Here is a 14,555-nt window from a genome sequence, read left to right as displayed (position 1 = left end):
ATGACTTATAAAAATGAATACATTGCCTCTACCCAACATCCAGATAATTTTTGGTTGAAACAAGCTCGCAAAATAGCGTGGTTTCAACCGCCAGAGAAGGGATGCCAAAAAACAGATAGTGGTTACTATGACTGGTTTAGAGGAGGGCAGCTCAACACCAGTTACCTAGCACTGGACCATCACGTTAACAATGGCCGTGGTGATAAAACCGCACTTATCTACGACTCACCTGTTACTCAAACTACCCAGCACTTTACCTACAACGAACTACTTGCTGACGTTGCACAGTTTGCCGGGGGCTTGTCTCGCCTAGGTGTTAAGAAAGGCGATCGCGTTATTATCTATATGCCAATGATCCCTCAGGCGGCAATCGCAATGCTTGCATGTGCTCGTTTAGGGGCGGTGCATTCAGTGGTATTTGGCGGTTTTGCAGCGAATGAGCTTGCTGTACGAATAGATGATGCGAAGCCAGTGGCTATTGTTACAGCGTCCTGCGGCGTGGAGGGCAGTAAAGTTCTACCCTATAAGCCTCTTGTAGATGAAGCGATAGATATATCAGAGCATAAGCCTACGGCATGCATATTGTTTCAACGAGAGCAATTAACTGCTGAGTTAAATAAAAATATTGATTACGATTGGCATACTTTAGCTAAAAATAGCGAGCCTGCCTCTCCCGTCGCCGTTGATGCAACTGACCCTCTATATATTCTTTATACTTCAGGTACAACTGGTAAGCCTAAAGGTGTGGTTAGAGATAACGGTGGTCATGCGGTCGCATTACACTACTCAATGGGCGCCGTATACGATACCAGTGAAGACGACGTATTCTGGGCTGCATCGGATGTCGGTTGGGTCGTCGGCCACTCTTATATCGTCTATGCACCGCTTATAAAGGGTGCAACCACTGTATTGTACGAAGGTAAGCCCGTTGGTACGCCAGATGCCGGTGCGTTTTGGCGCATGATAGAAACTCATAAGGTGAATGTACTTTTTGCTGCACCCACTGCGTTTCGAGCAATTAGAAAAGCCGACCCAGAAGGCACGTTTTTATCCAAATACGACACATCGAGTTTACGTACCTTATTTATGGCGGGTGAACGGCTCGACCCGCCCACGTACTATTGGACAAGTGAAAAGGTGGGTGTACCCGTTATCGATCATTGGTGGCAAACCGAGACTGGCTGGCCTATTTGCTCGAATCCTATGGGGCTTGAACCAATGAAAACAAAACCGGGTTCGTCCAGTGTGCCAACACCAGGCTTCAACGTTAAGGTGTTAAAAGGGCCTGATGCACCTCAAGCAACAGGCGATAAGGGCGCTATTGCCATTCAATTACCTCTTCCCCCAGGCTGCTTAACTACGATATGGCAAGACCACCAACGGTTTGTAGATGGCTACTTACGCGAATTTGAGGGGTACTATAGTACTGGAGACAACGGATATGTGGATGAAGAAGGGTACGTATTTATTATGGGGCGTACCGATGATGTTATTAATGTCGCCGGTCACCGCTTGTCTACCGGTGAAATGGAAGAAGTGCTTGCGGCACACCCAGATATTGCTGAGTGCAGTGTGATAGGGATTAATGATGCACTGAAAGGACAGCTACCGGTAGGCCTTGTTCTTCTAAAAGATGGTGTGAATGTGGATGAAAAAACGCTAGAGCAGGACTTGATTCAGCGAGTTCGCGATAAAATTGGCCCAGTAGCTTGTTTTAAGCGAGCGATAGTCGTGAATCGTTTACCGAAAACCCGGTCAGGTAAAATACTTCGAAAGCTACTGCGTCAGATCGCCGCCAACGAAACTGTGGCTGTCCCTTCAACTATCGATGATCCGTCAAGCGTAGAAGAAATAGAATCGATAATGCGAGATAAAGGGTTAGTCCGTGAACCGGCTGCCATATGATGTCACAGCAAGCGTCAAAAAGGCGTGAGGGCTATAAGCGAGAATGCTAAAGAAGACAAAGCGGAGAACGTTAAACGCAGTTTCCAATGATATTTTCTTTCATAAATAAAGGGGCTTTTGCCCCTTTATGGTTTTAAATGGCGCGCTCGTTTTAGACTACCATTCGTTAAGCTATTAATGCGTGACAAAAGGTTGTCGTGCAGCTCAATAGTAATATTCGTTTACTTGTGGCTCTGGTGGATAGACTTCAATTGCCACATAAACGAAGGCCGCAGCAATAACCGCCACAACAAGTGCGCGTAACAGACGAGAGTCCGCGATACCTGCAGTTTTTGATTCATTTATCGAGTCTTTACTACCGTGTACCATGGCGGGAACCAATTTTTGCTTTTTATATACGCTGTAAAAAATAACTGCGCCTATATGCAATGCAATGACATAAAGTAATGCATCAAACGCAAGGTGGTGCAGAGTGTTCATCAAACTCAATGTTTCTTCACTGGCGAGCTGCCGATAGGGGCCATCTAAAAAAATATCATCTGTCATAAATAGCCCAGATACGGCTTGTATAGCCAACAGCACCAGCATAACAATAACAAACCAGCCGCCTAGCGGGTTGTGCCCAATAGCAGGCTCTGACTGTCTGTTAAAAAGCGTTTTTACATAGCTAAAAACCTTTTTAGGGCCAGTAACGAAGTTACTGAACCTAGCGTGTCTGGTACCAACTACTCCCCATACTAGGCGGAAAACGATAAGAAATAAGGTGAAGTACCCTATATAAAAGTGCCACTGAACTTTGTTTTCTAGCCATTCAACCGTGGCATATTGGGCCAATAGGCTCGCGACAATCAGCCAATGAAAAAGGCGGGTGGGTAGGTCCCAAACAAGGGTTTTCTGCATCGTCATTTTATTTCACGCTTTGTGGAGGTCTGTTTAGCTTAAGTACACATCAAAAAGTGTTTAGAAAGTTGAATAGACCTAGGTCATTAAATCTAAGCCATAGCGTCGCCCAATTTGCCGGTTAACACAAGAAAGCCCAACTACATAATATTAGGTTTTATCTTAAAAGCTATCGAGCAATGTCTTGCAGATAATTAGCCTATTGCTGACCAGATGAAGTTTGAACCAATATTTTCGTACATTGTATTTCGAGTAAATTAATTAAGCGAAAGGGGAGTGGGCGCGATTGGTTTCTAATTATGCGTATTTAATATGAATCTCACATTGCAATAGTACCTGCATTTGGCAAAATGCCTGATAGTTGAAGGTTAATAAAAGTGTAAAGCTATAAAATGAAAGTAGGATTATTTGGCGCCAACGGGCGTATGGGGCGCGTATTAGTCGAAGCGTTGGATTTAAGTGAAAATGCTGAGCTTAGCGTTGCTACAGTACGCGATGATTCGCCTTGGGTTGGCCTAAACGTAGGTGAGCTGGCTGGTATTGGTAAAAAAGACGTCGATTGCACTGCGCTTTCGAATTTGAGCGGCAACGACGCCGATGTGATGATTGACTTTACTTTGCCATCAGTGATTGAAAGTAATTTGGCGTGGTGCGTAAAAAACAAAATGCCTGTTGTAATCGGTACTACCGGTTTGAACGATGCACAATTAGCAGCTTTAGATGAAGCGGCAAAGCACATTCCTATTGTTTTCGCTGCTAATTATAGTGTGGGCGTAAACTTAATGCTTTCGTTAGTTCGTCAAGCGGCCAGCGTATTAGGTGAAACGGCAGATATCGAAATTACCGAAGCTCACCACAGATTTAAACAAGATGCGCCTTCAGGCACAGCTATGGCTATTGGTGAAGCTATTGCCGATGAACTAGGTCGCGACCTCAAAACGTGTGCTGTATACGGCAGAGAAGGAAAAGAGCCTGAACGCGATCAAGGTACAATAGGCTTTGCAACAGTGCGGGCCGGAGATATCGTTGGCGAGCATACCGCATTATTCGCGGATATTGGTGAACGTTTAGAAATTACGCATAAAGCATCAAGCCGACTTACTTTTGCAAAAGGTGCCGTGCATGCTGCAAAGTGGTTGTATGGAAAACAACCTGGTCTATACTCCATGGTTGACGTTCTGGATTTAAAGCTATAAGCGTTAATTAAGGCTGGTGTAAAACCCTTTGGGTTTACGCAAACTTTAAGACGTGATTAAAGTGTTAAACTAAGGTTGCACTTTTAATGAGCAATAAGCCGCACTTTCGGTGGTTCTGCGCAAAAAAGGTGGTAAAAGCGTTATTTTAGTAAATTATTACAAATAAATTTGCCATTTTCGGTCAGTGATGTATACTCGCCGGAATTTGCCAGAATTTCGTATTCTGAAGCCGCCAAAACGGCTGAAGAGTGCGGTTTTATTAGCTGCAAAGATCGTAAAACGGGATGTATTGTTATCAATAACTCCCGTTTTTTGTGGGGTTTGTGCAAAAAACTGCACAAACACATAGTTATCCTTAATCTGGAGGTTGACTTGGCTAATTCTGCCCTTTTGGTGTTAGAGGATGGTTCTGTTTTTAAAGGTACGGCGATAGGCGCTACAGGCTCCGCCGTTGGGGAAGTTGTTTTTAATACTTCCATGACCGGCTATCAAGAAATTCTCACCGACCCATCCTACGCTGAACAACTCATCACCCTTACTTATCCACACATTGGCAACACCGGCACTAACGAAGAAGACGTCGAAGCAGATACAATCTGGTCGAAAGGTCTAATCATCCGTGACCTACCTCTTGTTGCTAGTAACTTTCGTCAACAGCAAACTTTGTCTGAATACCTTAAAGCGAAAGGCGTTGTGGGTATTGCCGACATTGATACACGTCGCTTAACGCGTATCTTGCGAGACAAAGGTGCACAAAATGGCTGCATTATTTGCTCTGATGAATTAGACGAGTCTAGCGCACTAGCGCAAGCAAAAGATTTCCCTGGCCTTAAAGGCATGGATTTGGCAAAAGTAGTGAGCATCACCGAGCCAAAAACATGGACGGAAGGCAGTTGGGTACTTGGCAAAGGCTACGTAACACCAAATGAGTTCAAATATCATGTTGTAGCTTACGACTACGGTGTTAAAAACAACATTCTTCGCATGCTAGCTGACCGTGGTTGTAAAGTAACCCTGGTACCGGCGCAGACACCCGCAGAAGATGTGCTCGCCATGAATCCTGACGGTGTATTTTTGTCAAATGGCCCGGGCGACCCAGAGCCATGCGATTATGCAGTAACCGCAATTAAAACTATCGTCGATACCGGTACGCCAGTATTTGGTATTTGTCTTGGTCATCAGCTGCTTGCTATCGCAAGTGGTGCAAAGACAGTGAAGATGAAATTCGGTCACCACGGGGCAAACCACCCGGTTAAAGACCTTAAGAGCAATGTAGTTATGATCACTAGCCAAAACCACGGTTTTGCTGTTGATGAGTCTAGCTTGCCAGATAACCTAGAAGTAACTCACATTTCGTTGTTCGACAAGTCGTTGCAGGGCATTCATCGCACCGACAAGCCTGCGTTTAGCTTCCAGGGGCACCCTGAAGCCAGTCCAGGTCCTCATGAAGCGGCGCCGTTATTCGACCACTTCATCGAACTTATTGAACAACACAAGCAGTAGGAATTAGCCAACTATGCCAAAACGTACCGACATAAAAAGTATTCTTATCATTGGTGCTGGCCCTATTGTTATTGGCCAGGCTTGTGAATTCGACTATTCAGGCGCGCAAGCGTGTAAAGCCCTTCGCGAAGAAGGCTACCGTGTTATTTTGGTTAACTCTAACCCAGCAACCATCATGACCGACCCAGAAATGGCAGATGCAACTTACATCGAGCCTATCCACTGGGAAGTGGTTCGCAAGATCATCGAAAAAGAGCGTCCAGATGCTGTACTGCCAACTATGGGTGGTCAAACCGCACTTAACTGTGCGCTAGAGCTTGATAAGCACGGCGTGCTTGAAGAGTTCGGCTGCGAGCTTATTGGTGCCACGGCAGACGCTATTGATAAAGCAGAAAACCGCGAGCGCTTTGACAAAGCAATGAAAAACATCGGCCTTGAATGTCCACGTGCGGAAATCGCGCACAGCATGGATGAAGCGCACGATGTACTAAGCCGTATCGGCTTTCCTTGTATTATTCGTCCGTCTTTCACCATGGGCGGAACAGGTGGTGGTATCGCGTACAACATTGACGAGTTCAATGAAATTTGTCATCGCGGCTTAGACCTTTCTCCTACTAACGAGCTTCTTATCGATGAATCCTTGTTAGGCTGGAAAGAGTACGAAATGGAAGTAGTACGCGACAAAGCGGACAACTGCATCATCGTATGTACTATCGAAAACTTCGACCCTATGGGCGTGCACACCGGCGACTCAATCACAGTTGCTCCAGCGCAAACCCTAACCGATAAAGAATTCCAGCTAATGCGTAATGCCGCTATGGCTGTACTGCGTGAGATTGGCGTTGAAACTGGTGGTTCAAACGTACAGTTCGGTGTAGACCCGAAAACAGGTCGTGTAGTTATCATCGAAATGAATCCTCGCGTATCGCGTTCATCTGCGCTTGCTTCTAAAGCAACGGGCTTCCCGATTGCGAAAGTAGCGGCAAAACTTGCGGTAGGTTATACGTTAGACGAACTGGCTAACGACATCACCGGCGGCCTAACGCCAGCGTCGTTCGAGCCATCTATTGACTACGTAGTAACTAAGATCCCACGCTTCAATTTTGAAAAGTTTGCCGGTGCTAACGACCGTCTAACTACCCAGATGAAGTCGGTAGGTGAGGTAATGGCTATTGGTCGTAACCAGCAGGAATCGCTTCAAAAAGCCCTTCGTGGTCTTGAGGTAGGCGCTTCAGGTTTGAACCCTATGGTTGACCTTGAAGACCCTGAATCACGTAATAAAGTGGTTTACGAACTTCGTCAACCTGGCGCAGAGCGTATTTGGTACATCGGTGATGCATTCCGCATGGGCATGACGGTTGAAGAGGTATTTAACCTTACTAATATCGACCGCTGGTACCTTGTGCAGCTTGAAGATCTGATTCTTCTTGAAGCAAAAGTAGCCGAGCTTGGTTTGCCAGGTATTGACGCTGACTTCATGCGTGCACTTAAGCGTAAAGGCTTCTCTGACGCACGTCTTGCTGAACTAACCAAGGTGGCCGAAAGCGACATTCGTGAAACCCGTCGCGGTTTTGGTATTTCTCCTGTCTACAAGCGTGTAGATACTTGTGCAGCAGAATTCTCTACCAGCACGGCTTACATGTACTCAACGTATGACGAAGAGTGTGAAGCAGCGCCAACGGACAAAGAAAAGATCATGGTATTGGGCGGCGGTCCAAACCGTATTGGTCAAGGTATCGAGTTCGATTACTGCTGTGTTCACGCGGCGCTTTCAATGCGCGAAGACGGTTACGAGACCATTATGGTTAACTGTAACCCTGAAACGGTTTCAACCGACTACGACACGTCTGATCGCTTGTATTTCGAGCCAGTAACTTTGGAAGATGTACTTGAAATCGTTGCTAAAGAGCAGCCAAAAGGCGTTATCGTGCAGTATGGCGGTCAAACGCCACTTAAACTTGCTCGTGCTTTAGAGGCGGCTGGCGTACCGGTAATCGGCACCTCACCAGAAGCCATTGACCGTGCTGAAGACCGTGAGCGTTTCCAGCAAATGGTGAACAAGCTTAACCTTAAGCAACCGGCAAATGCCACGGTAACTAACGTTGAGCAAGCGCTAACTATGGCCGAAGAAATTGGCTTCCCGCTAGTGGTTCGCCCAAGCTACGTGCTAGGTGGACGTGCGATGGAAATCGTGTATGACATCAAAGACCTTAAGCGTTATCTAAACGAAGCGGTTAAAGTGTCTAATGACGCACCAGTGTTGCTAGACCGTTTCCTAGACGACGCTATTGAAGTTGATATCGACGCTATCTGCGATGGCAAAGAGGTTGTCATTGGCGGCATCATGGAGCACATCGAGCAGGCCGGGGTTCACTCAGGTGACTCAGCGTGTTCACTGCCTCCGCACTCGCTACCAAAAGACATTCAGGACGTTATGCGCGAGCAAGTAAAAGCGATGGCGCTTGAACTTGGCGTAGTCGGTCTGATGAATACCCAGTTTGCGATTAAAGATGGTGAAGTGTACCTCATCGAGGTTAACCCTCGTGCGGCGCGTACTGTGCCATTTGTATCTAAAGCAACGGGTGTACCTCTTGCTAAAGTGGCAGCACGTGCGATGGCTGGCGTAAGCTTGGCTGATCAGGGCGTAACAGAAGAAGTTATCCCACCTTTCTACTCAGTGAAAGAAGTGGTACTTCCTTTCGCTAAGTTCCAAGGCGTTGACCCACTACTAGGCCCAGAAATGCGTTCTACAGGTGAGGTAATGGGTGTTGGCGATACCTTCGAAGAGGCATATGCAAAAGCTAACTTGGGTGCAGGTGCGCCATTGCCTAAGCAAGGTAAAGCGCTTATTTCAGTACGTGATACCGACAAGCCTCGTATGATTGCACTGGCAAAAGCGTTGGTAGAAGCCGGCTTTAGCATTGAAGCTACCCGCGGTACCGCTACTGAGCTTTACGATGCAGGCATCATGAGCACTGTAGTGAACAAGATGTCGGAAGGTCGTCCTAACATTGTTGATGCTATCAAGAACGGCGAATACGCTTACTTGATCAACACAACAGAAGGTCGTCAAGCCATCACAGATTCAGTATACATTCGTCGTGAAGCCTTGGTGAATAAGGTGACTTACACCACGACAATGAACGCTGCGTTTGCAACTATCCGTGCTAAGTCTGCAGATGACCGCAATAAAGTGGCATCAGTTCAAGAACTACACGCTAGACTCAAACACTAATGACATACGCTAGGATACGAGGTATCCTAGCAATATTACATTTGTGTGAACCAATCAAAAGTGCGCCTTCGCGGCGCACTTTTCTGTTTAAATTACTAGCTAAGTGAGACGGTATTCATGAGTCAGTATCCAATGACAGCGCGCGGCGCTCAAATGCTGCGTGACGAATTAAATGAGCTTAAAACAAAAACACGCCCACGTATTATCGAGTCTATTGCCGAAGCACGTGAGCACGGTGATTTGAAAGAAAACGCTGAATATCACGCTGCCCGTGAACAGCAAAGCTTCTGTGAAGGTCGTATTCAAGATATCGAAGGTAAGCTTTCAAATGCACAGATTATCGATGTCACCAAAATGGAAAATACCGGTAAGGTTATTTTCGGCACTACGGTAACCATTTTAAACGTTGATACCGATGAAGAAACAACGTACCGCATTGTTGGCGATGATGAAGCTGATATTAAGAACAACTTAATTTCAGTTAATTCGCCTATCGCGCGCGGTCTTATAGGTAAAGAGCTTGATGATACGGTAACTATTCAAACGCCAGCTGGTGCTGTTGAAGTTGAAATCATCGAAGTTGAGTATATTTAATTGCTATCGGTCAGTGGCGCAATGCCACTGACCTCCCGTTACAATTTCGTTTTAAACATTCAATATCCTTTCCTTTCTCTTTTTGTTTGTAAATTTTTAACAGAATCATTGCTCTACTTACTTTCTCTCAAGTATTATTTTTCCTTTTTCGAAAGGATGCATCATGGCTTATGATTTTGGTTCTCAAACGCTAGGGATAAAGAACCCGTTTAAGACAGAAGGAACGCTTAGAACACTTGGTGGTGTGTTGACGCTATTGCTAGCGGTTTACGTTGTGTTCTCAGTGCCTGCAATATTTGAAGCTAACAAGGTAAAAGGATATACCCTGTTAGCGGTAGGCTTCATTTTAGTGGTATCGGGAATACGACACACGGCAGTTGGTATCCTTCAACTGATGCGTTTTTTCGTGGGAAGAACGGTTCCCACATCTTTGGCCTATAACTTTTCAAAATCTGAACAAGATGCTGCCCAAGCAGAGAAAAAGTCTCTGCTTTACTCAAAAGAGTCACTGCACTCTATGCTTATGGGTAGAAGGAATACGACATTTGAAGAGCCAAAAGGCTGGCTCGCTCGGTTAGTTCACAGTATTTTCCCTAAGCTAGTTTTCTTACCTTACCCATTACGCCATCTTGCCCAAGAAATTCTCGCTATGGGAGCAACGCTTATCGTGGGCTTGGTCACCTACGCTATCGTTTATTTTCTTGTAAGTAATGGATTTGCTGGCGAAGTAGCAAAAATTGTCGTTATGCCCATTCTTTCTTTGATACTGCTTATCTATTTTGTTGCCAATTGGACATCCACTGCAAAAGGGATCCATAACGAAGGAAATTCTCAACTCGCTAGAGCTGGTGGGTTATCTATTGGCGTAATCATTGGTCTAGCTCTCGTCGTTCCCCTTGGAGCAGGTGTGTTTCTTGACGGTATTGTTGGCAACAATATTAACGAGCTTCAACGCTGGTCAGAAGAACATGCCTTTTTTAGCGCATGGCTAAATTTCGTCTATCTATTTATCAGTATTGGGGTAGTGATAGGTCTGGTCTTTCCATTACTTAAAAAGCGCATGGATTTAGTGACTCCTCAAACCGAAGTCAGTGAATTTAGAGCAAATATGCAGGAGTCTGTTCACCCTAACGAGATCTTTATCAATATTGAAAATATTGTTCTGGCCAACCGTCGCTACAAAGAAGTGCCAAACAGAATATATGCTGACTTTGTACCTAAGCTTAAAGAGCAAGCGGAGGGAAAAGGCAGTTTTGAAGGCGAGTTACTGATTGAAACTCAGCCAACTTTAAGTGAAGGTTTGGCGTTGCCGAAAAGTGCGAAAGTCGCGTTAAGTGCTATGGCGCAAGTCGCAGTTGTTGTTGCGGCAGTATTGTTTTATTCATCGGGTGTGCAACTTGCTGAGCTACTTCATCTAATTATCAATATTGGCGTAGACAACAGCGCTTTACTTAATAATGCATTTTCGATGGTAAACAATTTACTCATGCTTGTATTTGCATGGCTTACTTTCAGAGCAGCGGGCAGTATTTTAAATAACGCTTCTCACATGTTTTGGGGTGAGTTAAATTTTAATTCTTTACTCATGTACATGAAAACTGAAGGGACTTATACCGAGTCGAGAGTATCAACAGGGATGGCCATTCACGATTCTACGCGTTCTGAAAACGTTGTAGTAAGAAGTAGTATTACGCCTTGGATTATTACTAGTCGGATTAATACATCGATATTTGCTACTAGTGGTATGAACAATCTGGAAGCTCCGCGTTTTGTCATGGGAATGAATAAAAATGATGGCGAATTAACCGAAATCGTTGACGAAATAAAAGCGTTCTTGCGTGGCAGAGAGACCATTGCTTCTATTACGAACGAATCGGACTTAGCCAATGCAGGTACCATTCATCAAGTTAATCAGCAGACTCGCGCATTCAATCAGAACTCAGATGAACGTTTAACGCTTAAAGAAACTGAAGAAAGCGCTGGTTTCCTTAGGAACGAGAAAGACAGTGAATAAGGGGAGGAGTATGTCAGAGATTAAAACGCTAGATACAAAAGTTGTCTACGAAAACAAATGGCTTCGCGTAAGAGAGGATAAAATACGTCGAAGTAGCGGAAATGAAGGTATATATGGTGTGGTGGAAAAGCCGGACTTTGCCATCATTTTACCGATTGAAGGCGATACGGTTTACATGGTTGAGCAATATCGCTATACCATCAAAGAGCGACAGCTTGAGCTACCCCAAGGCGCTTGGGAGAGCAACCCTGACGCCGACCCTGTAGAACTGGCAAAAGGTGAGCTTAAAGAAGAGACAGGCTTAAGTGCTGAGTCAATGGAGTATGTTGGCTTCCAATATCTGGCATACGGCTTTTGTAATCAGGGGTACCATATTTACGTGGCTAAAGGGTTGACCCAAGGCGAACAAAAACTAGATGCTGAAGAAGAAGATTTGCAGGTTGTTCCGCTGTCCTTAACTGCCTTAAAGGAAAAAATCGTCAATGGAGAGATAAAGGACGCAAGTACCTGTAACGCTGTGGGCTTAGCCATGCTCAAAGGGTTTATTTAAACGCGCTGTTACAATTCTTAGGTTGTCTTTTTTCTGCATAAGAGGTTAGGGTAGGTAAATCTACGATAACGCTAATATAAAAGAGATATTCATGACAATTGAAGGAAGCTTCTCCATTACGCAATGGGATGAAGACACGCTGAGTGAAAGAGCAGAGGGAATTAAGGTATCTCAGGCCAGCATCAAACAGGTCTATTCAGGTGATATGAGTGGCGAGTCTAACGTTGAGTTTTTGATGTCTTATCAATCGCAAATGTCAGCTCAATTTACGGGTTTTGAAACTTTTGTCGGTGTGATAAACGGGTTGCGTGGTACGGTCACTTTTCAGCATAAAGGCAAGTTTGAAAACGGTGTTGCTAGTAGCGATTTCGAATCTATCAAAGATTCTGCAACCGGAGAACTCACGGGCAAGGCCTTACAAGGCAGCTTTAAGTCTGGCGAGTCAGGTAAAGCTGATTACACACTTGAAGTAAACGATGTCGAAACTGTTAATGGTTGCAGCTAAAACAAAATAAGCTAGCAATAGGCTTATCTGCAGCTTATAAAAGCAAAAAAAACGGCGCCGAGAGGCGCCGCTAAAAGTTGGGAAACAAACCAAGAAACTATTTATTAACTTTCAAGTAAACGAGAACCAATTTCTATTTGGCGAGGCTTCTTGGCTTCAGGTATGACTCGCTCCATATCGATGTGTAATAGACCATTTTCCATATCTGCAGCCAACACTTTCACATGATCGCCGAGCTGGAATTTACGCTCAAAGTTACGCTCTGAGATGCCTTTATGTAAGAACTTACGTTCGTTACTTTCTTTATTTTCCGTTTCCGCTTTCTTGGTTCCAGTAATGGTCAATGTATTCTCTTCAACCTGAATTGATACATCGTCTTTGCTAAAACCAGCAATCGCCATGGTTACTCTATACTTGTCATCACCAAGCAGTTCGATGTTGTACGGCGGATAGGTGCTTTGCTTCTCTGCACGAGATGCCGCATCAATAAGAGATGCTAGGTGATCAGAACCAATGAATGAACGGTAAAGTGGAGATAGATCGATAGTACGCATAGTCATATCCTCAAAATTAAGCAATATGTTTAGAATTTAAATGCCCCGACTCTGCGGCGGCGGTTTCGTCGACCTGACTCTTCAGCGCCGACAAATCATATATAGGAATCGCCCAAACACTTTTCAAGAAAAAAAGTTGATTTTTTTAGAAAATAATCGAAATTAATTTATAAGTCGCTGAAATTTGGTGACTTTTATAAGGGTGAAATTATTCTGAATAAGAGTGGGACGCCGTAAGTTAGAAAAAGTTTGCCATAAAACCCTATATAAAATAGGTGTATGCGACAATTTTTATAAAACATTTAGCATTTGTTTAACCCCTCTAATTGTTTAGAAATGCTACAATTGGTTAAACAGAATGTCTTACCACTTTAATTGAAATTACGAAAATGAAAAAAGAAGTTATTGTTTTAAACTGTGGCAGCTCTTCAGTAAAGTTTGCCATTATCGACGCTGATACTGGTGAAGCGGGTCTCTCTGGTATTGCTGAAGCGTTAGGCAATAGTGATGCAAGTTTATCTTTTAAGCTAAACGGTAAAAAAGAGAAGCAGGCATTGCCAGCAAAAGCAGGGCATACCGAGGCGCTTAACGCTATCTCTGAAATTATTGCAAGCACAGGCGTGCAGCCTATTGCCATTGGTCACCGTGTCGTACACGGCGGCGAAAAGTTTAAAGGTGCAGCCCTTGTAGATGATAGCGTGCTCGAAGCAATCGAAGATTATGCGAGCATGGCACCGCTTCACAATATGGCTAATCTAAAAGGCATTGTGACTGCTCAAGCTGCGTATCCAGATTTGCCTCATGTCGTTGTATTCGATACTTCATTTTTTCAAACACTTCCTAAAAAAGCCTTTATCTATGCTTTGCCGATGTCGCTTTATCGTGAGCATGGCATTAGACGTTATGGCTTCCACGGAACCAGCCATAAATTCATTCTTGATAGCATGGCGAAAATTCTTGAAAAACCAGTTTCAGACACAAGCATAATCAGTGCGCATTTAGGTAATGGCTGTAGCGTGTCAGCTATCGAAAAAGGGCAGGCGGTAGACACCAGCCTTGGTTTCATTCCTTTAGAAGGCTTAGTTATGGGCACGCGCTGTGGTGATTTAGATCCTAGCTTGCCGGGTACGCTACAGAAAAAGCTTGGTAAAACCGCAGACGAAATTAGCGATCTGTTAAACAAACAGTCAGGACTGCTAGGTATTTCAGAGCTGAGCAACGACTGCAGAACCCTTGAGGATGCAGCGCTAGAAGGTCATGAAGGTGCACTGTTGGCAATTGAAATTTTCTGCTATCGCTTGGCTAAATACATAGCGGGCTACATGGTAGCTGTGCCAACGTTAGATGCCATAGTCTTTACGGGCGGTATTGGAGAAAACTCATCGCTAATTCGAGAGACCACAATGGGATATTTCAATCACTTTGGTATTAGCCTTGATGAGCAGAGAAATACTGATGCGCGATTTGGGCAAGGTGGAAAAATATCTACTGATACAGCATCAACCTCTGTTTATGTCGTACCTACTAATGAAGAATGGGTAATTGCAGCTGAAGCTGCGACCTTCGCGTAAATTCAAACTAGCAAAGCCAGCGCTCGGA

11 protein-coding genes are annotated in these 14,555 nt (G+C 44.6%); 9 read left to right on the top strand and 2 right to left on the bottom strand.

Features of this window, described 5'->3' with window-relative positions:
* A complete protein-coding gene (locus ACXACS_RS14740) occupies nt 1-1,905 on the top strand; it encodes a propionyl-CoA synthetase (RefSeq protein ID WP_474807677.1) in 1,905 nt (634 codons plus the stop codon).
* Between the two features lie 204 nt (nt 1,906-2,109).
* Here ACXACS_RS14740 and ACXACS_RS14735 read toward each other — a convergent pair whose 3' ends face one another.
* Nucleotides 2,110-2,805, bottom strand: a complete 696-nt coding sequence (locus ACXACS_RS14735) for a cytochrome b/b6 domain-containing protein (protein ID WP_474809286.1) — start codon at nt 2,803-2,805, stop codon at nt 2,110-2,112.
* Nucleotides 2,806-3,197: 392 nt separating this feature from the next.
* On the opposite strand from ACXACS_RS14735, the gene dapB reads away from it, so the two are divergent.
* The 7 genes from dapB (at nt 3,198) to ACXACS_RS14700 (ending at nt 12,402) form a co-directional block, all read left to right on the top strand.
* A complete protein-coding gene (gene dapB, locus ACXACS_RS14730; RefSeq protein ID WP_474807675.1) occupies nt 3,198-4,001 on the top strand; it encodes a 4-hydroxy-tetrahydrodipicolinate reductase in 804 nt (267 codons plus the stop codon).
* Nucleotides 4,002-4,373: 372 nt separating this feature from the next.
* Nucleotides 4,374-5,504, top strand: a complete 1,131-nt coding sequence (gene carA / locus ACXACS_RS14725) for a glutamine-hydrolyzing carbamoyl-phosphate synthase small subunit (RefSeq protein ID WP_474807673.1) — start codon at nt 4,374-4,376, stop codon at nt 5,502-5,504.
* A 13-nt stretch (nt 5,505-5,517) separates the two neighbouring features.
* Nucleotides 5,518-8,739, top strand: coding sequence for a carbamoyl-phosphate synthase large subunit (gene carB, locus ACXACS_RS14720; RefSeq protein WP_474807672.1), 3,222 nt, complete (start codon nt 5,518-5,520; stop codon nt 8,737-8,739).
* 117 nt (nt 8,740-8,856) lie between these two features.
* Complete coding sequence (gene greA, locus ACXACS_RS14715) at nt 8,857-9,333, top strand: transcription elongation factor GreA (RefSeq protein WP_025254739.1); 477 nt, start codon at nt 8,857-8,859, stop codon at nt 9,331-9,333.
* A gap of 163 nt (nt 9,334-9,496) precedes the next feature.
* On the top strand, nt 9,497-11,347 hold the full coding sequence (locus tag ACXACS_RS14710; protein WP_474807670.1) for a hypothetical protein: 1,851 nt from the start codon (nt 9,497-9,499) through the stop codon (nt 11,345-11,347).
* Nucleotides 11,348-11,357: 10 nt separating this feature from the next.
* Entirely contained in the window at nt 11,358-11,897 is a 540-nt protein-coding gene (locus ACXACS_RS14705; protein WP_474807668.1) for an NUDIX domain-containing protein, read from the top strand.
* 91 nt (nt 11,898-11,988) lie between these two features.
* Nucleotides 11,989-12,402, top strand: coding sequence for a DUF3224 domain-containing protein (locus ACXACS_RS14700; RefSeq protein WP_474807666.1), 414 nt, complete (start codon nt 11,989-11,991; stop codon nt 12,400-12,402).
* 104 nt (nt 12,403-12,506) lie between these two features.
* On the opposite strand, the gene ACXACS_RS14695 is transcribed toward ACXACS_RS14700, so the two are convergent.
* Nucleotides 12,507-12,956, bottom strand: a complete 450-nt coding sequence (locus ACXACS_RS14695; protein ID WP_474807664.1) for an Hsp20 family protein — start codon at nt 12,954-12,956, stop codon at nt 12,507-12,509.
* Between the two features lie 389 nt (nt 12,957-13,345).
* Here ACXACS_RS14695 and ACXACS_RS14690 point away from each other — a divergent pair, with 389 nt between their 5' ends.
* On the top strand, nt 13,346-14,527 hold the full coding sequence (locus tag ACXACS_RS14690; RefSeq protein ID WP_474807662.1) for an acetate kinase: 1,182 nt from the start codon (nt 13,346-13,348) through the stop codon (nt 14,525-14,527).
* Nucleotides 14,528-14,555 lie beyond the last annotated feature (28 nt).

The organism is Alteromonas sp. AWM4_230 (assembly GCF_056158305.1).
This window is presented reverse-complemented; position numbering and strand designations above follow the sequence as displayed.